Origin of the sequence: Mycobacterium helveticum, from assembly GCF_007714205.1 — a bacterium.
GTDB classification, from domain to species: domain Bacteria; phylum Actinomycetota; class Actinomycetes; order Mycobacteriales; family Mycobacteriaceae; genus Mycobacterium; species Mycobacterium helveticum.
This window is the reverse complement of record NZ_VMQU01000101.1, coordinates 1-19,972: the sequence shown is the minus strand read 5'-3', so window position 1 is coordinate 19,972 and position 19,972 is coordinate 1. Positions and strand designations below refer to the sequence as shown.

The following is a 19,972-nucleotide window of genomic DNA, read 5'->3' as shown; positions in this document are numbered from 1 at the left end:
ACCTCGTCGATGATCGCCAGGCGCTGGTCGAACGGGATGAACGCCGACTTCATCGCGTTGATGGTGAACCGCTCCAGGTCGCTCCACCCGTAGCCGAACGCCTCCGCCAACCGAAACATCTCCATGCTCATCGAGGTGTCGCTCATCAACCGGTTGTCGGTGTTCACGGTGACCCGGAACCGCGTGCGGGCCAGCAGGTCGAACGGGTGCCCGGAGATGCTCTTGACCGCGCCGGTCTGCACGTTGGAGCTCGGGCACAGCTCCAGCGGGACGCGCTTGTCCCGCAGGATCGACGCGAGCCGGCCCAGCCGGACCTGTCCGTCCCCCAACACGTCGATGTCGTCGACGATGCGCACCCCGTGGCCCAGCCGGTCGGCGCCGCAGAACGCGATCGCCTCGTGGATGGACGGCAGCCCGAACGCCTCGCCCGCGTGAATGGTGAAGCGCGCGTTGTTGTCCCGCATGTACTCGAACGCGTCCAGGTGCCGTGTCGGCGGGTTGCCGGCCTCGGCCCCGGCGATGTCGAACCCGACGACTCCGCGGTCCCGCCAGCGGATCGCCAGCCCGGCGATCTCCCGCGACACCGCGGCGTGCCGCATCGCGGTCACCAACAGCCGCACCACGATCGGGCGGCCGGCAGCGGCGCAGGCCTTCTCGCCGTCGGCGAAGCCGGCCAGCACGGCGTCGACGATCTCGTCGAAGGACAGCCCGCGGTCGATGTGCAGTTCAGGGGCGAACCGGATCTCGGCGTAGACCACCGCATCGGCGGCCAGGTCCTCCACGCACTCCCGGGCCACGCGGTGCAGCGCGTCGGGGGTCTGCATCACGGCCACCGTGTGCGAGAACGGCTCCAGGTAGCGCTCCAGCGAGCCGCTGTGCGAGCGGGTGGCAAACCACGTGGCCAGCTCGTCGACGTCGGTGGCGGGCAGGCCGTCGTACCCGGTCGCCCCCGCGATGTCGACGACGGTCGCCGGGCGCAGCCCGCCGTCGAGGTGATCGTGCAGCAGCGCCTTGGGTGCCTTGGTGATCTGCTCGAGGTCCAGTTCGCTCACGTGAGGATCCGATCGATGATCAGCGTTCTGGGCTGCGGGGGTGTGGGGCCGACGCGGTAGCCGCCGTCCAGCTCGGCGATCGCGGCGCCGAGGCGTTCGGGGGTGTCGGTGTAGAGGGTGAACAACGGGGCGCCCGGCGCCACCGGCTCCCCCGGGCGGCGGTGGATCCTGATGCCGGCGCCCGGCTGCACCGCCCCGCCGGGGCGGGATCGCCCCGCACCGAGCCGCCAAGCCGCCATTCCCACCGCCATCGCGTCGATATCGCCCATTGTGCCGCCCCGGGCGGCGGTCACGGTCTCGGAATGCGCACCGATGGGCAACGGTACCGACAAGTCGCCGCCCTGGGCGGCGACGAGCCGGCGGAACCGGTCCATCGCGGTCCCGTCGCGCAGCGTCTGGGCGGGGTCGCGGTCGTCGATCCCGGCCAGCGCCAGCATCTCGCCGGCCAGCGCCAACGTCAGCTCCACCACGTCGGGCGGGCCGCCGCCGGCCAGCACCTCCAGCGATTCGGTGACCTCCAGCGCGTTGCCGACGGTCGCGCCCAGCGGGCTGTTCATGTCCGTCAGCAGCGCGCGGGTGGGCACCCCGCGGGCCGCGCCCAGCTCGACCATGATGTGCGCCAGTTCCCGGGCCTGCGCCGGCGAGGACGTCAGCGCCCCGGAGCCGACCTTCACGTCGAGCACCAGCGCGCCCGCCCCCTCGGCCAGCTTTTTGCTCATCACCGAACTGGCGATCAGCGCCGGCGACTCGACGGTGCCGGTGATGTCGCGCAACGCGTACAGCTTGGCGTCGGCGGGGGCCAGCTCCCCCGCGGCGAAGATCGCCGCGCCGACCTGCCGAAGCTGTTCGCGCACACGCTGATTGGACAGTTCGCCGGTGAACCCGGCGATGGACTCCAGCTTGTCCAGGGTGCCGCCGGTGTGCCCGAGCCCGCGACCCGACGCCTGGGGCACCGCGGCACCGCAGGCCGCGACGACCGGCACGAGCGGCAGGGTGATCTTGTCGCCGACCCCGCCGGTGGAGTGCTTGTCGACGGTCGGCAGGGGCAGGTCCCCGAAGTCGAGCCGCGCGCCCGAGGCCAGCATCGCCGTGGTCCACCTGGCGATCTCGCCGCGGTCCATGCCGCGCCACACGATCGCCATCAACAGCGCCGACATCTGTTCGGCGGCGACCCGGCCATAGGTGTAGGCGTCGACGACCCAGTCGATGGCGGCATCGGAGAGCCGGCCGCCGTCGCGCTTGGTCCTGATCACCGTCGGCGCGTCGAACGTCATGGCCGCGCCAGGTCGTCGGGGCCGAAGGCGTCGGGCAGCAAGTCGCCGAGCCGGCGCGGCCCGGCCGGATGGTCGATCAGCAGCCCGGGGCCGCCGTGCTCGATCAGCACCTGGCGACACCGCCCGCACGGCATCAGCGGCGCCCCCGTCGCGTCGACGCACGACAACGCCACCAGGCGCCCGCCGCCCGTCGCGTACAGCGCGGACACCACCGAGCACTCGGCGCAGAGACCAAGGCCATATGAGACATTCTCCACATTGCAGCCGGTGACCACCCGGCCGTCGCCGACCAGCGCCGCCGCACCGACCGCGAAGCGCGAATACGGCGCGTACGCGTGGGCCGCGACGTCGATGGCCTTGCCGCGCAATGCATTCCAGTCAACCTCAGGCATACCGCACCCCGTCCGATGATGGGCCACACCAGACAGCCACCCTAACCCCGCGACGCCGCCGGGCCGGATGGGCGGTCCGGCGGCGCCGTAACCTGACCGCGTTAGGCTGAAACGCCTGGCTGATGCCCGGCCGACGTCCAGGGAGGCGGTGAGCACAGGGTGAGTACGACAACCGCTGGTCCGGCGAAAGCGGCACGCAGACGGCGGCCGCCCCGGACCCTGTACCGGGGCGACCCGGGCATGTGGTCGTGGGTGCTGCACCGCATCAGCGGCGCGACGATCTTCTTCTTCCTGTTCGTCCACGTCCTGGACACCGCCCTGGTGCGGGTGGCTCCCCAGGCCTACGACGAGGTGCTCGCGACCTACAAGACACCGGTGGTCGGCCTGATGGAGTTCGGGCTGGTCGCCGCGGTGCTGTTCCACGCGCTCAACGGGATCCGGGTGACCCTGATCGACTTCTGGGCCGACGGCACCCGCCACCAGCGGCTCATGCTGTGGGTCGTCGGCATCGTCTTCCTGCTGCTCATCGTCCCCGCCGGCGTGGTGCTGGGCATCCACCTGATGGCGCACTTCCGATGAGCGGCCCCGACCTTGCGCTCGGACGGGGGCAGCAAGCACCGGTCCGCCAGCGCAGCCACGACCGCCCCGCCGGCCTGGACAACCCCCGCGCGCCGCGGCGGCGCGCCGGCATCGGAAACTTCGAGAAGTTCGCGTGGCTGTTCATGCGGTTCTCGGGGGTCGTGCTGGTGTTCCTGGCGATCGGGCACCTGTTCGTCATGCTGATGGCCGACGACGGGGTGTACCGCATCGACTTCAACTACGTGGCGCAGCGCTGGGCGTCGCCGTTCTGGCAGACGTGGGATCTGCTGCTGCTGTGGCTGGCTCAGCTGCACGGAGGCAACGGTTTACGCGTCATCATCGACGACTACACCCGCAAGGACAGCAGCCGCTTCTGGCTGAAATCGCTGCTGGTGTTGTCGATGGTTTTCACGCTGGTGTTGGGAACCTACGTGATCCTGACGTTCGACCCCAACATCGGAGGCTGAGAAGTGATTTCCCGACACCGCTACGACGTGGTGATCGTCGGCGCCGGCGGTGCCGGGATGCGGGCCGCCGTCGAGGCCGCCCCCCGGGTGCGCACCGCGGTGCTGACCAAGCTGTACCCGACCCGCAGCCACACCGGCGCCGCCCAGGGCGGCATGTGCGCCGCCCTGGCCAACGTCGAGGACGACAACTGGGAGTGGCACACCTTCGACACCGTCAAGGGCGGCGACTACCTGGCCGACCAGGACGCGGTGGAGATCATGTGCCGGGAAGCCATCGACGCGGTGCTCGACCTGGAGAAGATGGGGATGCCGTTCAACCGCACCCCCGAGGGCCGCATCGACCAGCGCCGCTTCGGCGGGCACACCCGCGAGCACGGCAAGGCCCCGGTGCGCCGCGCCTGCTACGCCGCCGACCGCACCGGCCACATGATCCTGCAGACGCTGTACCAGAACTGCGTCAAGCACGACGTGGAGTTCTTCAACGAGTTCTATGCGCTGGACCTGGTTTTGACCCAGGCCCCGGGCGGCCCGGTGGCCACCGGCGTGGTGGCCTACGAGCTGGCCACCGGCGAGATCCACGTCTTCCACGCCAAGGCCGTGGTGATCGCCACCGGCGGTTCGGGCCGGATGTACAAGACGACCTCCAACGCGCACACCCTGACCGGCGACGGCATCGGCATCGTGTTCCGCAAGGGACTTCCCTTGGAGGACATGGAGTTTCATCAGTTCCATCCGACCGGGCTGGCCGGGCTGGGCATCCTGATCTCCGAGGCGGTGCGCGGCGAGGGCGGCCGGTTGCTCAACGCCGACGGCGAGCGGTTCATGGAGCGCTACGCCCCCACGATCGTCGACCTGGCCCCGCGCGACATCGTCGCGCGCTCGATGGTGCTGGAGGTGCTGGAGGGCCGCGGCGCGGGCCCGCACAAGGACTACGTCTACCTCGACGTCCGCCACCTGGGCGCGGACGTGCTGGCGGCGAAGCTCCCCGACATCACCGAGTTCGCCCGCACCTACCTGGGCGTGGACCCGGTGCGCGAGCTGGTCCCGGTCTACCCGACGTGCCACTACGTGATGGGCGGCATCCCGACCACCGTCACCGGACAGGTGCTGCGGGACAACGTATCCACCGTCCCGGGCCTGTACGCGGCCGGCGAGTGCGCGTGCGTGTCGGTGCACGGCGCCAACCGCCTGGGCACCAACTCGCTGCTGGACATCAACGTGTTCGGCCGCCGGGCCGGCATCGCCGCGGCCGCCTACGCGCGGGGCCACGACTTCGTCGACATGCCGCCGAACCCCGAGGCGATGGTGATCGGCTGGGTGGGCGACATCCTCTCCGAGCAGGGCAACGAGCGCGTCGCCGACATCCGCGGGGCCCTGCAGCAGACGATGGACAACAACGCCGCGGTGTTCCGCACCGAGGACACGCTGAAGCAGGCGCTGAACGATATCCACGCGCTCAAGGAGCGGTATTCGCGAATCTCGGTGCACGACAAGGGGAAAAGGTTCAACAGCGACCTGCTGGAAGCGATCGAGCTGGGTTTCCTGCTGGAGCTGGCCGAGGTCACCGTGGTCGGCGCGCTCAACCGCAAGGAGTCCCGCGGCGGGCATGCCCGCGAGGACTACCCCGACCGCGACGACGTCAACTACATGCGTCACACCATGGCCTACAAGGAAATTGGGGCCGATAAGCAGGGCACCGACCTGCTGAGCGACATCGCGCTGGATTTCAAGCCCGTCGCGCAGACCCGTTACGAACCCATGGAACGGAAGTACTGATGGCAGCGCACGTCGAGCCGACCAGGCAGCCGCCACTGCCGCCGATCCCCGAGGGCGCCGCGATGGTGACCGTGAAGATCGCCCGGTTCAACCCCGACCAGCCCGACGCGTTCGCCGAAACCGGTGGTTGGCAGAGCTTTCGGGTGCCATGCCTGCCGAGTGACCGGCTGCTGAACCTGCTGATCTACATCAAGAGCTACCTGGACGGGACGCTGACCTTCCGGCGCTCCTGCGCGCACGGGGTGTGCGGCTCGGACGCGATGCGCATCAACGGCGTCAACCGGCTGGCCTGCAAGGTGCTGATGCGCGACCTGCTGCCCGAGAAAAAGGGCAAGCAGCTGACCGTCACGGTCGAACCGATCCGCGGACTGCCCGTCGAAAAGGACCTGGTGGTCGACATGGAGCCGTTCTTCGACGCCTACCGGGCGGTGCAGCCGTACCTGGTGACCACCGGCAACCCCCCGACGCGCGAACGCATCCAGAGCCCCACCGACCGCGCCCGCTACGACGACACCACCAAGTGCATCCTGTGCGCGGCGTGCACCACGAGCTGCCCGGTGTTCTGGAACGAGGGCAGCTACTACGGCCCGGCGGCGATCGTCAACGCGCACCGGTTCATCTTCGACAGCCGCGACGAGGCCACCGCCGAGCGCCTGGACATCCTCAACGAGGTCGACGGCGTGTGGCGCTGCCGGACCACGTTCAACTGCACCGACGCCTGCCCGCGGGGCATCGAGGTCACCAAGGCGATCCAGGAGGTCAAGCGCGCGCTGATCTTCTCGCGCTGAGCAGGCCCACTGCTTCCCCACGAGGGTGCGCGGACTGCCATCATCTGCGGCGTGTCGGCGTACAGACACGCACGCTCGCGGCAGTGCAGCGGGAACGCGACCCGCTGCCCCGAGGTCGTGGCCCGAGCGTGGCGCTACTCTCGGGCACCATGACCGATCACCTCTGGTTGCATTTCGCCCGGCACGGCGCGGGCGTCACGCATCCGATCATCACCCGCGGCGAGGGCGTCACCATCTTCGACGACCGCGGCAAAAGCTACCTGGACGCGCTGTCCGGTCTGTTCACGGTGCAGGTCGGCCACGGCCGCACCGAACTCGCCGAGGTCGCCGCCCGGCAGGCGAGCACGCTGGCGTATTTCCCGCTCTGGGGGTACGCCACCCCGACCGCGATCGAGCTCGCCGAGCGCCTGGCGCATTACGCCCCGGGCGAGGTGAACCGCGTGTTCTTCACCACCGGCGGCTCCGAGGCCGTCGAAACCGCGTGGAAGCTGGCCAAGCAGTACTTCAAGCTCACCGGCAAACCCGGTAAGCACAAGGTCATTTCGCGCTCGATCGCCTACCACGGCACCACCCACGGCGCGCTGGCGATCACCGGGCTGCCGTCGTACAAGGCGCCGTTCGAGCCGGTGACGCCCGGCGGGTTCCGGGTGCCCAACACGAACTTCTACCGCGCACCCGAGCCATTTGCCCACGATGACAAGGCTTTCGGGCGGTGGGCCGCCGACCGGATCGCCGAGGCGATCGAGTTCGAGGGGCCCGACACCGTCGCCGCGGTCTTCCTGGAGCCCGTGCAGAACGCGGGGGGCGCGATCCCGCCTCCCCCGGGCTATTTCGGACGGGTGCGCGAGATCTGCGACGCCTACGACGTGCTACTGGTGTCCGACGAGGTGATCTGCGCGTTCGGCCGGATCGGGTCGATGTTCGCCTGCTCATCCGATATCGGAGACTTCGGCTACGTGCCCGACATGATCACCTGCGCCAAGGGGATGACGTCGGGCTACTCGCCGCTGGGCGCGATGATCGCCACCGAGAGGCTGTTCGAGCCGTTCAACGACGGCAGCACGGTCTTCCCGCACGGCTACACCTTCGGCGGCCACCCGGTGTCGGCCGCCGTCGGGCTGGCCAACCTGGACATCTTCGAGCGCGAGGGGCTCAACGACCGGGTCAGGCACCACGCCCCGGCCTTCCGCGCCACGCTGGAGAAGCTCCACGACCTGCCGATCGTCGGCGACGTGCGCGGAGAGGGCTACTTCTACGGCATCGAGTTGGTCAAGGACAAGGCGACGAAGGAGACCTTCAGCGACACCGAGTGCGAGCGGCTGCTGCACGGCTACCTGTCGCCGGCGCTGTTCGAGGCCGGCCTGTACTGCCGCGCCGACGACCGCGGCGACCCCGTGATCCAGGTGGCGCCGCCGCTGATCAGCGGTCAGGCCGAGTTCGACACCATCGAGTCCATCCTGCGCAGCGTGCTGACGGAGGCCTGGGCGCGGCTCTAGGAGCGTCGAGGTCGCGAGAGTGCAACCGGCGACGCATTTCGCGAGTGGCGGCGTGGCGGAATGCACCTTCGCGGCGCAGGTGAGTAACTTCCGTCCCACTGGTCACAGCGCGGCTCCCGCTGATCGGCCCGCGGATCGCCTAGTCTGCAGAATCGATGAGCGTCCCACGTTTCGCGTCGTGCCTGGCAGCGGCGGTATTGGCGATGGCGGCCCCGGCCACGCCGGGTGCGCCCGCGGCGTGGGCCGAGCCCGCGCCCAACACCGGAGGGGCCAACTGCCCCTACAAGGTGGCCACCCCGCCCGCGGTGGACTCGTCGGAAGTCCCCCAGGCGGGCGACCCGCCGCTCCCGCTCGCGGTGCCCCCCAAGCCGGTCGGCGGCGAGGCGCTCGGCAGCTGCGGCGTCATCGTCGCCCCCGACACACCGCTGCTGCCCACCGACGTCTCCGCCGACGCCTGGCTGGTGGCCGATCTCGACAGCGGCGCGGTGATCGCCGCCAAGGACCCGCACGCGCGGCACCGGCCGGCCAGCGTCATCAAGGTGCTGGTCGCGATGGCGTCCATCAACACGCTCAACCAGAACACGGCGGTCCCGGGCACCGCCGAGGACGCCGCCGTGGAGGGCACCAAGGTCGGCGTCACCGAGGGCGGGGTGTACACGGTCAACCAGCTGTTGCACGGGTTGCTGATGCACTCCGGCAACGACGCCGCGCACGCGCTGGCCATTCAGCTCGGCGGGATGCAGCAGGCGCTGGAGAAGATCAACGTGCTGGCCGCCAAGCTCGGCGGCCGCGACACCCGGGTGGCGACCCCGTCCGGTCTGGACGGCCCGGGCATGAGCACCTCGGCCTACGACATCGGCCTGTTCTACCGCTACGCGTGGGGTAACCCCGTGTTCGCCGACATCGTCGCGACCCGGACCTTCGAGTTCCCCGGCCACGGCGACCACCCCGGCTACGAGCTGGAGAACGACAACAAGCTGCTCTACAACTATCCCGGCGCACTCGGCGGGAAGACCGGCTACACCGACGACGCCGGTCAGACCTTCGTCGGCGCGGCCAACCACGACGGACGGCGGCTGGTGGCGGTGCTGCTGCACGGGACCCGGCAGCCCATCGCCCCGTGGGAGCAGGCCGCGCACCTGCTCGACTACGGCTTCGCCACGCCGCCGGGCACCCAGGTCGGCTCGCTGGTCGCGCCCGACCCCTCGCTGGCACCCACCAGGCCCGACGGTGCCGCCGAGCGCGCCGGCGGCGCGCAGGCCGCCGGGCTCATGACGTCGGCCGACGCGGTGCCGGTGCGGGTGGGGGTGGGCGTCATCGGCACGGTCGTCGTCTTCGGGCTGATCATGGCGGCGCGGTCGACGAACCGCCGGCCGCAACATCGTTGAGCACTCGGCGCGGGGGCCTGCGGGTCGGGTTGACCGCCGCCAGCGTCGGCGTCGTCTACGGCTACGACCTGTCCATCATCGCCGGCGTCCAACTGTTCGTCACCGGCGAGTTCGGGCTCACGACGCGCCAGCAGGAACTGTTGACGACGATGGCGGTGCTCGGCCAGATCGCCGGGGCCCTGGGCGCCGGCGTGCTGGCCAACGCGATCGGGCGCAAGAGGTCGGTGGTGGTGCTGCTGGCCGGCTATGCGGCGTTCGCGGTGCTGGGTGCGCTGTCGGTCTCGTTGCCGATGTTGTTGACGGCCCGGTTCCTGCTGGGTCTGACCGTCGGCGTCTCGATCGTGGTGGTGCCGGTCTACGTCGCGGAGTCGGCTCCGGCGGCGGTGCGCGGGTCGCTGCTGACGGTCTACCAGCTGGCCACCGTCAGCGGGCTCATCGTCGGCTACCTCACCGGGTACCTGTTGGCCGGCACCCACGGCTGGCGCTGGATGCTGGGGCTGGCGGCGGTGCCCGCAATGCTGTTGCTGCCGTTGCTTGCCCGCATGCCCGACACCGCGCGGTGGTACGTGATGAAGGGCAGGACCGCCGACGCGCGCGCGGCACTGCTGCGGGTGGAGCCGACCGCGAGGGTCGAGGACGAACTCGCCGAGATCGGCCGCGCGGTGGGCGAGGGCGCCGGGGGCGGCGTGGCCGAGATGCTGCGGCCACCGTATCGGCGGGCCACCCTGTTCGTCGTCGCGCTCGGCTTCCTGATCCAGATCACCGGCATCAACGCGGTCATCTACTACAGCCCAAGGATTTTCGAGGCCATGGGGTTCACCGGCGATTTCGCGCTGCTGGGATTGCCGGCGCTGGTTCAGGTCGCCGGCCTGGGGGCGGTGTTCACGGCTCTGCTGCTGGTCGACCGGCTGGGCCGGCGCCCGGTCCTGTTGTGCGGCATCGCGATGATGATCGCCGCCGACGTCGTGCTGATGGTCGTGTTCGGGCGGGGCGTGGGCGGCGTGGTCCTCGGTTTGGCCGGCATGCTGCTGTTCATCGTCGGATTCACCCTGGGTTTCGGCTCCCTGGGCTGGGTCTACGCCAGCGAGAGCTTCCCGACGCGGCTGCGGTCCATCGGGTCGAGCACGATGCTGACCTCGAACCTGGTCGCCAACGCGATCGTGGCCGCCGTCTTCCTGACCATGCTGCACATCCTCGGCGGCGCCGGGGCTTTCGCGGTGTTCGCGGTTCTCACGGTGATCGCGTTCGGCGTCGTCTACCGCTACGCGCCGGAGACCAAGGGCCGCGCACTCGAGGACATCCGGCATTTCTGGGAGAACGGCGGACGCTGGGACAACCCATGCCCCTGATCAGTGCGGGGACCATGGTCCTCGACGGGCAGATCCGCCGGCCCGGATGGCTGGACACCTCCGGCGGCCGGATCCTGGGGTGCGGGGGCGGCCCGCCGCCCCGCGCGCCCGACCGCGATTTCCCCGATTCGGTTGTGGTGCCGGGATTTGTCGACATGCACGTGCACGGCGGCGGCGGCGCCTCCTACCCGGTCGCGCAGGAGATCGGCGACGCCGCCGCGTTCCACCTGCGGCACGGCACCACCACGACGCTGGCCAGCCTGGTCACCGCCGCGCCGGCGGAGCTGCTCGCCGGGGTCCGCGCGCTCGCCGGGGCGGCCCGGCGGGGCACCGTCGCGGGCATCCACCTCGAGGGGCCGTGGCTGAGCGCGGCGCGCTGCGGCGCGCACGACCGCAGCGCGCTGCGTGACCCGGACCCCGCCGAGATCGACGCCGTGCTCGACGCCGGCGGCGGTGCGATCCGGATGGTCACGCTGGCGCCCGAGCGACCCGGCGGCGACGCGGCGATCCGGCGTTTCCTCGACGCGGGTGTCGTTGTGGCGATTGGGCATTCGGATGCCACCTACGAGCAGACCACACACGCGATCGGACTGGGCGCGACGGTCGGCACGCATCTGTTCAACGCGATGCCGCCGCTGCACCACCGCGAGCCCGGGCCGGCACTGGCCCTGCTGGGGGACCCGGGCGTGACCGTCGAGCTCATCGCCGACGGCGTGCACCTGCATCCGGCCGTCGTGGACGCGGTGCTGCGCGCCGCCGGTCCGCAGCGGGTCGCCGTCGTGACCGACGCCATCGCCGCGGCCGGCTGCGACGACGGCACGTTCCGGCTCGGGGCGGTACCGGTCGAGGTGGTCTCCGGCGTCGCGCGGGTCCGCGGGACGGACACGATCGCCGGCAGCACCGCCACCATGGACCGGCTCTTCCGCGCGGTGGCGCGGCGCGCCGGACTGGCCGAGGCGGTGCAGGTGACCGCGGCGACACCGGCGCGGGCGCTCGGCCTGCAGCGCGTCGGCGTCCTGCGGACCGGCTACGACGCTGACCTGGTTGTGCTGCAACGGGATTGGCACGTCGCCGCCGTCATGGTCCGCGGCGACTGGCGGGTGCCCGAGCGCGGCTAACGCGGGCGGCGGGCCAACCGGGAGACGGCAAGCGCGCCAATGGCCCCCACCGCCATCGCGGTCGCCGTCTGGCGCGTGCGCAGACCCTCGTCCCGCCGCACCCGTGGGCTGATGAGCGCGGGCGCGGGCGGCTCCACGGGCCGCGCCCGCGGGTCCGCCGCCGCGACGGCCGCCCAGGCGGCGCAGAACAGGACGAGATAGGCCGTGATGTAGGCGAACACCATCAGCCCCAGCACCGGGCCGAAGGTGGCGCCGGCCGGGCTGCGCAGGACCACCTTCAGGTAGGCCGACCCCACCTGCTTGAACAGTTCGAAGCCGAGCGCCGCCGCCAACCCCGCCCGGGCGGAGTCGACCAGGCTCACCTTCGCGCGGGGCAGGCGCGCGATCATCCAGGTGAACAACAGCCACGACATCAGCGTCGAGATCACGATGGACATCAACCAGAACAACCAGTCGAACAACGAAAGCCTGGGCATACCAAGCCATTTCAGAACAGCGGCCAGGGGCGCCGCGTGGCCGAGGGTGGTGAGACCGATGGTGGCCATGGTCACCGCGAACGTACCCAACAGGGCCAGCAGGTCGGAGAGTTTGTTGTGCACGAAGCCCGGCGACCCGAGGCGCCGCTCCCACCACATCTCGGTCAGCGCCTGACGCAGATGCGATATCCAGCTCAGGCCCCCCCAGATCGCGGCGGCCAGGCCGATGACGCCGACCGACGTGCGCGCCTCGATCGCCGAGTTCATCAGGTCGAGCAGCTGCTCGCCCAGCGGCCCGGACACCTGGGACCGGATGTGGTTGTCGATGGTGCCCAGCAGCCGAGGTCGCCGGGCCAGCACGAACCCGAAGACCGCGAAACCGACCATGAGCAACGGGAACAGCGCGAAAATCGTGTAATAGGTGAGGCCGGCCGCGAAGAACCCGCCGTTGCGGTCGTCGAAGCGCTGATAGGCCCGCATCAGGTGGTCGAAGCGCGCGTACCGGGTCCGCAGCCGATCGAGGAGCCCAGGCCTGCCCGGTTCGCCCATAGGAAACGCGCTACCTCCGTTGCGGAAGGAACCCCAGCCGATCGTAGACCCGCCGGACCGTTTCGCCCGCCACATCCTCGGCGCGCTGCGCCCCGGCCCTCAGCACGCCCTCCAGTTCGCTGCGGTCCGCCAGCAATGCGTCGACGCGGGTCTTGATCGGGCCGACGAACTCGACGACCGCCTCGGCGGTGTCCTTCTTCAGGTCGCCGTAACCGCGGCCGGCGTAGTCCCCGACCAGCTTGTCCACGCCGACGCCGGTGACCGCCGACTGGATGGTCAGCAGGTTGGACACGCCCGCCTTGGCCTCGGGGTCGAACCGGATCTCGCGCTCGCTGTCGGTCACCGCCGAGCGGATCTTCTTGGCGGACTTGGCCGGATCGTCGAGCAGGTTGATCAATCCGGCATCGGTGGCCGCCGACTTGCTCATCTTCGACGTGGGGTCGGCCAGGTCGTAGATCTTGGCGGTGGCCTTGGGGATCAGCACGTCGGGAACCACGAAGGTACCCGGGAAGCGGGCGTTGAACCGCTGGGCGACGTCGCGCGCCAGCTCGAGGTGCTGGCGCTGGTCCTCGCCCACCGGGACCAGGTCGCTGTCGTAGGCCAGCACGTCGGCGGCCTGCAGCACCGGGTAGGTGAACAGGCCCACGGTGGTCGAGTCGCTGCCCTGGCGTGTCGACTTGTCCTTGAACTGCGTCATCCGCGACGCCTGCCCGAAGCCGGTGAAGCAGCCCAGCACCCATGCCAACTGGGTGTGGGCGGGCACGTGGCTTTGCACGAACACGGTGCTGCGGCCGGGGTCGATGCCCAGCGCCAGGTACTGGGCGGCGGTCACCAGGGTGCGGCGGCGCAGCGCCTCGGGGTCCTGCGCGACGGTGATGGCGTGCAGGTCCACCACGCAGAAGAACGCGTCATGGTCGTCCTGCAGCGCCACCCACTGCGCGACCGCGCCCAGCGCGTTGCCGAGGTGCAGCGAGTCGGACGTGGGCTGCACGCCGGAGAAGATCCGGCGGGGTCCGGTGGCTGTGCTCATGATGTTCCGATCCTTTCATGCGGGGCCACCGCCCCCCTCAGCCACCGGCGGCACCCCCCGGGCGCCCGCTTGCGGTACCGGCGGTACCGCCTTTAATGTCGGCGGTATGGGGAGCAGCGCGGGGAGTCGTCCACCGATCCATCTGGGTTCCGGCCAGCTGGGATCCAGGGAGCCGGTCGTGCTGCTGCACCCGTTCCTGCTGTCGCAGGCGGTGTGGGAGGACGTGGCCCGGCGGCTGGCCGACGCGGGCCGCTACGAGGTGTTCGCGCCGACGATGGCCGGCCACAACGGCGGGCCGAAGGCGGGCACCTGGTTTCTGTCCTCGGCGGTGCTGGCCGATCACGTCGAGCGGCAGATGGACGAGCTGGGCTGGCGGGACGCCCACATCGTCGGCAACTCGCTGGGCGGCTGGGTCGCCTTCGAGCTGGAGCGGCGCGGGCGGGCGCGCACCGTCACCGGCATCGCCCCGGCCGGCGGCTGGACGCGCTGGAGCCCGCACAAGTTCGAGGTGATCGCCAAGTTCGTCCTGGGCATCCCGCTGTTGGTGCTGGCCTGGTTGTTCGGGCCCCGCGTGCTGGGTCTGCCGTTGAGCCGGCGACTGGCCACCTACGCGATCAGCGCATCGCCCGAGGGGGTCAGCGAGGAACAGCTGCTGGGCTGCATCGACGACGTCGCCCACTGCCCCGCCTACTTCCAGCTGCTGGTCAAGTCGCTGCTGCTGCCCGGCCTGCGCGAGCTCGCGGAGAACGCCGTGCCCGCGCACCTGGTGATCTGCGAGAAGGACCGGGTGGTGCCCGCACCCCGGTTCAGCCGGCATTTCACCACCCACCTGCCGGACGGGCACAAGGTCACCCGGCTCGACGGCGTGGGCCACATCCCGATGTTCGAGGCGCCCGACCGCGTCGCCGGGGCGATCACCGGCTTCCTCGAGGAGCGCGCCGCCGATCCGGGCCGGCCGGCAGGCCGCCAACAGGCCGGGGCCCAGTAGCCGGGGCCCCAGTAGCGGGGCCCAGTAGCCGGGGCCCCAGTAGCGGGGCCCCAGTAGCGGGGCCTAGTTGGCCAGTTCCTTCTCCAGGTTCTCGGCGATCGAATTGAGGAATTCCTCGCTCTGCTGCCACTGCTGGTCGGGGCCGATGAGGATGGCCAGGTCCTTGGTCATCTTGCCGCTCTCGACCGTGGCGATGACGACGTCCTCGAGCGTCTGCGCGAACTCGCACACCTGCGGTGTGTTGTCGAGCTTGCCGCGGTGCTGCAGCCCGCGCGTCCAGGCGAAGATCGACGCGATCGGGTTGGTGGAGGTCGGTTTGCCGGCCTGGTACTGCCGGAAGTGCCGGGTCACGGTGCCGTGTGCGGCTTCGGCCTCCACCGTCTTGCCGTCGGCGGTCATCAGCACCGAGGTCATCAGCCCCAGCGACCCGTAGCCCTGCGCGACGGTGTCGGACTGGACGTCGCCGTCGTAGTTCTTGCAGGCCCAGACGTAGCCGCCCTCCCATTTCAGGCACGCGGCGACCATGTCGTCGATCAGCCGGTGCTCGTAGGTGAGCCCCTCGGCTTCGAACTTGTCCTTGAACTCGGTTTCGTAGATGTGCTGGAACTCGTCCTTGAACATGCCGTCGTAGGCCTTGAGGATGGTGTTCTTGGTGGACAGGTACACCGGCCACTTGGCGTTCAGGCCGTAGGCGAACGAGGCGCGCGCGAAGTCCCGGATGGAGTCCTTGAAGTTGTACATCCCCATCACGACGCCGCCGTGCTCGGGGATGGTCACCACCTCGTGCACCATCGGCTCGCTGCCGTCGGACGGGGTGAACGTCAGCGTGACGGTGCCCGGCTTGTCGACCTTGAAGTTGGTGGCCCGGTACTGGTCCCCGAACGCGTGGCGGCCGATCACGATCGGCTTGGTCCAGCCCGGAACCAGCCGGGGCACGTTCGAGATCACGATCGGTTCGCGGAAGATGGTGCCGCCCAAGATGTTCCGGATCGTCCCGTTCGGGGAGAGCCACATCTTCTTCAGGTTGAACTCCTGGACGCGGGCCTCGTCGGGGGTGATGGTCGCGCACTTGACGCCCACCCCGTGCTTCTTGATCGCGTAGGCGGCATCGATGGTGACCTGGTCGTTGGTGCGGTCCCGGTGCTCGATGCCCAGGTCGTAGTAATCCAGGTTGATGTCGAGGTGCGGCAGGATCAGCCTGTCCTTGATGAGCTTCCAGATGACGCGGGTCATCTCGTCGCCGTCGAGCTCTACTACCGGGCCCTTGACCTTGATCTTGGCGTCCTTGGACATCTGTGTCCACATCCTCCAGCAACTGGGAAGCTTCGGCGAGCGGTCGCTCGTGAGGCCAGACTACTAAAGGTCGCCGTCGGCCCCGGCGGGCCGGTGAACGGCCGCGCCGCCGCGGGAGTTGGCATCCGCTCGGTGTTATGAGATAAGCTTCATATCGGTCATGAGCGCCAGCGCTAAGCCCCGGCTTGCTGGCCGGCAACCCTCCAACCGCGGTGGGGTGCCCCGGGTGAAAGACCAGGTCTAGTAGCCACAGGCTGCGCGGCAAGCGCGGGTCCGCCATAACGGACCCCTGACTAGAGGGGAAACGTGATGCGCATCATCTCTCCAGCTCTTTCGGATCGGCTTCCAGCTCTTTCGGATCGGCTTCCAGCTCTTTCGGATCGGCTTCCAGCTCTTTCGGATCGGCTTATGTGTCGACTCGTGTGTCGTTGTTAGCCGGCCGCCGCGCCGGTTGACGTCACCGGTGGTGACGTTCCGCGCGGCTGCCCCCGATACCCGATTCGCCCCTGTCCAGCAGAAAGCAACCATCCGTGAGCACCGAAAACAGCACGTCCGGTATCACCGCCAACGATGAAGCCGATCCGAGCGCGCACTGGTCCTTCGACACCAAGCAGATCCATGCCGGCCAGCAGCCCGACTCGGCGACCCACGCCCGTGCCCTGCCGATCTACCAGACCACGTCCTACACCTTCAACGACACCGCGCACGCCGCCGCGCTGTTCGGCCTCGAGGTGCCCGGCAACATCTACACCCGGCTGGGCAACCCGACCACCGACGTCGTCGAACAGCGCATCGCCGCGCTGGAAGGCGGCGTGGCGGCGCTGTTCCTGAGTTCGGGGCAGGCCGCTGAGACATTCGCCATATTGAACGTCGCGGGTGCCGGAGATCACATCGTGGCGAGCCCGCGGCTCTACGGCGGCACGTACAACCTGTTGCACTATTCGCTGGCCAAGCTCGGCATCGAGGTCACCTTCGTCGCGGACCCCGACGACCTGGACTCCTGGCAGGCCGCGGCCGGGCCGAACACGAAGGCGTTCTTCGGCGAGACCATCTCCAACCCCAAGATCGACGTGCTGGACATCCCCGGCGTCGCCGGAGTCGCCCACGCCAACGGGGTGCCGCTGATCGTCGACAACACCGTCGCCACGCCCTACCTCATCCAGCCGTTCGCGCACGGCGCCGACATCGTGGTGCACTCGGCCACCAAGTACCTGGGTGGGCACGGCGCCGCGATCGCCGGCGTCATCGTCGACGGCGGCACGTTCGACTGGACGCAGGGCCGCTTCCCCGGTTTCACCACGCCCGACCCGAGCTACCACGGCGTGGTGTACGCCGAGCTGGGGCCGCCGGCGTTCGCGCTGAAGGCGCGCGTGCAACTGCTGCGCGACCTCGGGTCGGCCGCCTCGCCGTTCAACGCGTTCCTGGTCGCTCAGGGCATCGAGACACTGAGCCTGCGCATGGAGCGCCACGTCGCCAACGCGCAGCGGGTCGCCGAGTTCCTGGCCGCCCATGACGGCGTGCTGTCGGTCAACTACGCGGGCCTGCCCGGCTCGCCGTGGCACGCGCGCGCAAAGAAGCTGGCGCCCAAGGGCACCGGGGCCGTCCTCTCGTTCGAGTTGGCCGGCGGCGTCGAGGCCGGTAAGGCGTTCGTCAACGCGCTCAAGCTGCACAGCCACGTCGCCAACATCGGCGACGTGCGCTCGCTGGTGATCCACCCCGCGTCGACCACCCACGCTCAGCTGAGCCCGGCGGAGCAGCTCTCCACCGGCGTCAGCCCCGGGCTGGTGCGGCTGGCCGTCGGCATCGAGGGCATCGACGACATCCTGGCCGACCTCGAGCTCGGTTTCGCCGCGGCCCGCAAACACGGTGGGACGAGGCCATCGACGCAGTCCAGCGGCGACCCGCACGCGGTGGCGGCCTGCTGAGGCGAGCTGACATGACGATCTCGGAGTTCCCCACCCAGACGCTGCCCACCGAGGGCGAGATCGGCTTCGTCCACATCGGTGCGCTGACCACCGAAAGCGGTGCGGTGATCGACGACGTCTGCATCGCCGTCCAGCGCTGGGGTGAGCTCTCCCCCACGCGCGACAACGTGGTGGTGGTCCTGCACGCGCTCACCGGCGACTCCCACGTCAGCGGGCCGGCCGGGCCCGGGCATCCCACGCCCGGCTGGTGGGACGGCATGATCGGGCCGGGCGCGCCGATCGACACCAATCGCTGGTGCGCGGTGGCCACCAATGTGCTGGGCGGCTGCCGGGGCTCCACCGGGCCCAGCTCGCGCGCCCGGGACGGGAAGCCTTGGGGCTCAAGGTTTCCGCTGATCACCGTGCGCGACCAGGTGGAGGCCGACATCTGTGCGCTGGCCGCGCTGGGCATCAACGAGGTCGCCGCCGTCGTCGGTGGATCCATGGGCGGCGCAAGGGCTTTGGAATGGATGGTCGGTCACCCCGACCGGGTACGGGCGGGGCTGCTGCTGGCGGTCGGCGCGCGCGCCACCGCCGACCAGATCGGCACCCAGACCACTCAGATCGCGGCCATCAAGGCCGACCCCAACTGGCAGGGCGGCGACTACCACGACAGCGGACGCAAACCGGAGGACGGTCTGACGATCGCCCGCCGCTTCGCGCACCTGACCTACCGCGGCGAGGTGGAACTCGACACGCGATTCGCCAACGACGGCCAGGGCGATCCCGGACAGGAGGACCCGCTCCACGGTGGCCGCTACGCGGTGCAGAGCTACCTCGAGCATCAGGGCGACAAGCTGTTGTCCCGCTTCGACGCCGGCAGCTACGTGGTCTTGACCGAGGCGCTGAACAGCCACGACGTCGGTCGCGGCCGCGGCGGGGTGCGCCAGGCCCTGTGCAGGTGCCCGGTGCCGGCCGTGGTCGGCGGCATCACCTCCGACCGGCTCTACCCGCTGCGCCTACAGGAGGAGTTGGCCGATCTGCTCCCGGGCTGCCCCGGCCTGCAGGTCGTCGACTCCGTCTGCGGGCACGACGGCTTCCTGGTGGAGTCCGAGGCGGTCGGCGAATTGATCCGCAAGACCCTCGTCCTGGCCGCCCAGGCAGGGGGGGTCGAAGGCGCGTGTCGGCGGTGACCCGGCCGAGACAGGAGCGCTCCCTGTCGTTCGGCTCGGCGGCCTCCGCTTACGAGCGTGGCCGCCCGTCCTACCCGCCGGAGGCGATCGACTGGCTGCTGCCGGCCGGCGCGCGCCAGGTGCTCGATCTGGGCGCGGGCACGGGCAAGCTGACCACCCGGCTGGTCGAACGCGGCCTGGACGTGGTGGCGGTCGATCCGATCCCCGACATGCTGGAAGTGCTGCGCGACGCGCTGCCGGAAACCCGGGCGCTGTTGGGCACCGCGGAAGGGATTCCGCTGCCCGACAACAGTGTTGACGCCGTGCTGGTCGCCCAGGCATGGCACTGGGTGGATCCCGCCCGGGCGGTACCGGAGGTGGCCCGCGTACTGCGGCCGGGCGGGCGGCTGGGCCTGGTCTGGAACACCCGCGACGAACGGCTCGGCTGGGTGCGCGAGCTGGGCGAGATCATCGGCAGCGACGACGACGGCCGGCTGGACGTGACGCTGCCCGCACCGTTCACCGCGCTGGAGCGCCACCGCGTGGAGTGGACGAACTACCTGACGCCGCAGGCGTTGATCGATCTGGTGGCGTCGCGCAGCTACTGCATCACCTCACCGGCGGAGGTGCGGACCAGGACGCTGGACCAGGTTCGCGAGCTGCTGGCCGGCCATCCCGCGCTGGCCAATTCGACGGGTCTGGCGCTGCCGTACGTCACCGTGTGCATCCGGGCGACGCTGGCGGGTTGACCGGCGCGGTCAGCTTCCGTCCCCGTCGTCCTCGTCGTCGTCGTTGCGGCGCAGCAGTTTTTCGGGGTGCCAGTAGGTGTTGGTGCGGGGTTGGCCGCGCTCGAGGTGTGGGGGTGGGATCCATTCGGTGTC

18 protein-coding genes, 1 pseudogene and 1 riboswitch are annotated in these 19,972 nt (G+C 70.1%); of the genes and pseudogenes, 12 read left to right on the top strand and 7 right to left on the bottom strand.

The genetic code is table 11. The features are described from left to right. The 3 genes from FPZ47_RS20135 to FPZ47_RS20125 form a co-directional block, all read right to left on the bottom strand. On the bottom strand, positions 1 to 1,052 hold a 1,052-nt coding region (locus FPZ47_RS20135; protein ID WP_144954316.1), incomplete at its 3' end, for an adenosine deaminase. Beyond that, the gene (locus tag FPZ47_RS20130) at positions 1,049 to 2,326 is read right to left on the bottom strand and encodes a thymidine phosphorylase (protein ID WP_144954319.1); all 1,278 of its coding nucleotides are present in this window, start codon (positions 2,324 to 2,326) and stop codon (positions 1,049 to 1,051) included. The genes FPZ47_RS20135 and FPZ47_RS20130, both read right to left, overlap by 4 nt. Further along, positions 2,323 to 2,718 (bottom strand): cytidine deaminase, encoded by a 396-nt coding sequence (locus tag FPZ47_RS20125; RefSeq protein WP_144954322.1) that lies wholly within the window; start codon positions 2,716 to 2,718, stop codon positions 2,323 to 2,325. The genes FPZ47_RS20130 and FPZ47_RS20125 overlap by 4 nt, the downstream gene beginning before the upstream one ends. Before the next feature lie 240 nt (positions 2,719 to 2,958). Here FPZ47_RS20125 and sdhC point away from each other — a divergent pair, with 240 nt between their 5' ends. The 8 genes from sdhC (at position 2,959) to nagA (ending at position 11,679) form a co-directional block, all read left to right on the top strand. Beyond that, a complete protein-coding gene (gene sdhC / locus FPZ47_RS20120) occupies positions 2,959 to 3,297 on the top strand; it encodes a succinate dehydrogenase, cytochrome b556 subunit (RefSeq protein WP_246133497.1) in 339 nt (112 codons plus the stop codon). Beyond that, entirely contained in the window at positions 3,294 to 3,764 is a 471-nt protein-coding gene (locus FPZ47_RS20115) for a succinate dehydrogenase hydrophobic membrane anchor subunit (RefSeq protein ID WP_144954327.1), read from the top strand. The genes sdhC and FPZ47_RS20115 overlap by 4 nt, the downstream gene beginning before the upstream one ends. 3 nt (positions 3,765 to 3,767) lie before the next feature. Further along, positions 3,768 to 5,540 carry a succinate dehydrogenase flavoprotein subunit gene (gene sdhA / locus FPZ47_RS20110; protein WP_144954330.1) on the top strand — a complete coding sequence of 591 codons (1,773 nt, stop codon included), beginning with the start codon at positions 3,768 to 3,770 and terminating at the stop codon, positions 5,538 to 5,540. After that, positions 5,540 to 6,328, top strand: coding sequence for a succinate dehydrogenase iron-sulfur subunit (locus FPZ47_RS20105; protein ID WP_144954333.1), 789 nt, complete (start codon positions 5,540 to 5,542; stop codon positions 6,326 to 6,328). The genes sdhA and FPZ47_RS20105 overlap by 1 nt, the downstream gene beginning before the upstream one ends. Positions 6,329 to 6,477: 149 nt before the next feature. Next, positions 6,478 to 7,824, top strand: coding sequence for an aspartate aminotransferase family protein (locus tag FPZ47_RS20100; RefSeq protein WP_144954336.1), 1,347 nt, complete (start codon positions 6,478 to 6,480; stop codon positions 7,822 to 7,824). 155 nt (positions 7,825 to 7,979) lie between these two features. Beyond that, positions 7,980 to 9,212: a D-alanyl-D-alanine carboxypeptidase DacB1 gene (gene dacB1 / locus FPZ47_RS20095; RefSeq protein WP_144954338.1), complete on the top strand. Its 1,233-nt coding sequence runs from the start codon at positions 7,980 to 7,982 to the stop codon at positions 9,210 to 9,212. Beyond that, the gene (locus tag FPZ47_RS20090; RefSeq protein WP_144954341.1) at positions 9,209 to 10,561 is read left to right on the top strand and encodes a sugar porter family MFS transporter; all 1,353 of its coding nucleotides are present in this window, start codon (positions 9,209 to 9,211) and stop codon (positions 10,559 to 10,561) included. The genes dacB1 and FPZ47_RS20090 overlap by 4 nt, the downstream gene beginning before the upstream one ends. After that, the gene (gene nagA / locus FPZ47_RS20085) at positions 10,552 to 11,679 is read left to right on the top strand and encodes an N-acetylglucosamine-6-phosphate deacetylase (protein WP_144954345.1); all 1,128 of its coding nucleotides are present in this window, start codon (positions 10,552 to 10,554) and stop codon (positions 11,677 to 11,679) included. Before FPZ47_RS20090 ends, nagA begins: the two co-directional genes overlap by 10 nt. Here the strand turns inward: nagA and yhjD are convergent. Together yhjD and trpS are read right to left on the bottom strand one after the other, a co-directional pair. Further along, the gene (yhjD, locus tag FPZ47_RS20080; RefSeq protein ID WP_144954348.1) at positions 11,676 to 12,704 is read right to left on the bottom strand and encodes an inner membrane protein YhjD; all 1,029 of its coding nucleotides are present in this window, start codon (positions 12,702 to 12,704) and stop codon (positions 11,676 to 11,678) included. The genes nagA and yhjD overlap by 4 nt on opposite strands. Positions 12,705 to 12,714: 10 nt before the next feature. Next, positions 12,715 to 13,734, bottom strand: coding sequence for a tryptophan--tRNA ligase (gene trpS / locus FPZ47_RS20075; RefSeq protein ID WP_144954351.1), 1,020 nt, complete (start codon positions 13,732 to 13,734; stop codon positions 12,715 to 12,717). 106 nt (positions 13,735 to 13,840) lie between these two features. Here trpS and FPZ47_RS20070 point away from each other — a divergent pair, with 106 nt between their 5' ends. After that, the gene (locus tag FPZ47_RS20070; protein WP_144954354.1) at positions 13,841 to 14,722 is read left to right on the top strand and encodes an alpha/beta fold hydrolase; all 882 of its coding nucleotides are present in this window, start codon (positions 13,841 to 13,843) and stop codon (positions 14,720 to 14,722) included. A gap of 63 nt (positions 14,723 to 14,785) precedes the next feature. Here FPZ47_RS20070 and FPZ47_RS20065 read toward each other — a convergent pair whose 3' ends face one another. After that, positions 14,786 to 16,015: an NADP-dependent isocitrate dehydrogenase gene (locus FPZ47_RS20065; RefSeq protein WP_144954357.1), complete on the bottom strand. Its 1,230-nt coding sequence runs from the start codon at positions 16,013 to 16,015 to the stop codon at positions 14,786 to 14,788. Between the two features lie 156 nt (positions 16,016 to 16,171). Next, positions 16,172 to 16,289, top strand: a riboswitch (SAM riboswitch). Positions 16,290 to 16,572: 283 nt separating this feature from the next. On the opposite strand from FPZ47_RS20065, the gene FPZ47_RS20060 reads away from it, so the two are divergent. Genes FPZ47_RS20060 through FPZ47_RS20050 form a run of 3 tightly spaced genes read left to right on the top strand, consistent with a single transcriptional unit; the run spans position 16,573 to position 19,840 of the window. Beyond that, positions 16,573 to 17,940, top strand: a complete 1,368-nt coding sequence (locus FPZ47_RS20060; protein WP_246133498.1) for a bifunctional o-acetylhomoserine/o-acetylserine sulfhydrylase — start codon at positions 16,573 to 16,575, stop codon at positions 17,938 to 17,940. A gap of 11 nt (positions 17,941 to 17,951) precedes the next feature. After that, positions 17,952 to 19,112, top strand: a complete 1,161-nt coding sequence (metX, locus tag FPZ47_RS20055) for a homoserine O-acetyltransferase MetX (RefSeq protein WP_144954363.1) — start codon at positions 17,952 to 17,954, stop codon at positions 19,110 to 19,112. Further along, a complete protein-coding gene (locus tag FPZ47_RS20050) occupies positions 19,109 to 19,840 on the top strand; it encodes a class I SAM-dependent methyltransferase (RefSeq protein WP_144954366.1) in 732 nt (243 codons plus the stop codon). The genes metX and FPZ47_RS20050 overlap by 4 nt, the downstream gene beginning before the upstream one ends. A gap of 9 nt (positions 19,841 to 19,849) precedes the next feature. Here FPZ47_RS20050 and FPZ47_RS29690 read toward each other — a convergent pair. Beyond that, positions 19,850 to 19,972, bottom strand: a pseudogene (locus FPZ47_RS29690) (HNH endonuclease signature motif containing protein); the annotation flags it as partial.

What these genes read in the sequence shown, in the direction of transcription:
- dacB1 (WP_144954338.1), top strand. Translation starts at nt 7,980, where the DNA reads ATGAGCGTCCCACGTTTCGCGTCGTGCCTGGCAGCGGCGGTATTGGCG.
- FPZ47_RS20115 (WP_144954327.1), top strand. Translation starts at nt 3,294, where the DNA reads ATGAGCGGCCCCGACCTTGCGCTCGGACGGGGGCAGCAAGCACCGGTC.
- FPZ47_RS20105 (WP_144954333.1), top strand. Translation starts at nt 5,540, where the DNA reads ATGGCAGCGCACGTCGAGCCGACCAGGCAGCCGCCACTGCCGCCGATC.
- FPZ47_RS20125 (WP_144954322.1), bottom strand. Translation starts at nt 2,718, where the DNA reads ATGCCTGAGGTTGACTGGAATGCATTGCGCGGCAAGGCCATCGACGTC.
- FPZ47_RS20065 (WP_144954357.1), bottom strand. Translation starts at nt 16,015, where the DNA reads ATGTCCAAGGACGCCAAGATCAAGGTCAAGGGCCCGGTAGTAGAGCTC.
- FPZ47_RS20100 (WP_144954336.1), top strand. Translation starts at nt 6,478, where the DNA reads ATGACCGATCACCTCTGGTTGCATTTCGCCCGGCACGGCGCGGGCGTC.
- yhjD (WP_144954348.1), bottom strand. Translation starts at nt 12,704, where the DNA reads ATGGGCGAACCGGGCAGGCCTGGGCTCCTCGATCGGCTGCGGACCCGG.
- FPZ47_RS20130 (WP_144954319.1), bottom strand. Translation starts at nt 2,326, where the DNA reads ATGACGTTCGACGCGCCGACGGTGATCAGGACCAAGCGCGACGGCGGC.
- FPZ47_RS20070 (WP_144954354.1), top strand. Translation starts at nt 13,841, where the DNA reads ATGGGGAGCAGCGCGGGGAGTCGTCCACCGATCCATCTGGGTTCCGGC.
- metX (WP_144954363.1), top strand. Translation starts at nt 17,952, where the DNA reads ATGACGATCTCGGAGTTCCCCACCCAGACGCTGCCCACCGAGGGCGAG.
- trpS (WP_144954351.1), bottom strand. Translation starts at nt 13,734, where the DNA reads ATGAGCACAGCCACCGGACCCCGCCGGATCTTCTCCGGCGTGCAGCCC.
- sdhC (WP_246133497.1), top strand. Translation starts at nt 2,959, where the DNA reads ATGTGGTCGTGGGTGCTGCACCGCATCAGCGGCGCGACGATCTTCTTC.
- nagA (WP_144954345.1), top strand. Translation starts at nt 10,552, where the DNA reads ATGCCCCTGATCAGTGCGGGGACCATGGTCCTCGACGGGCAGATCCGC.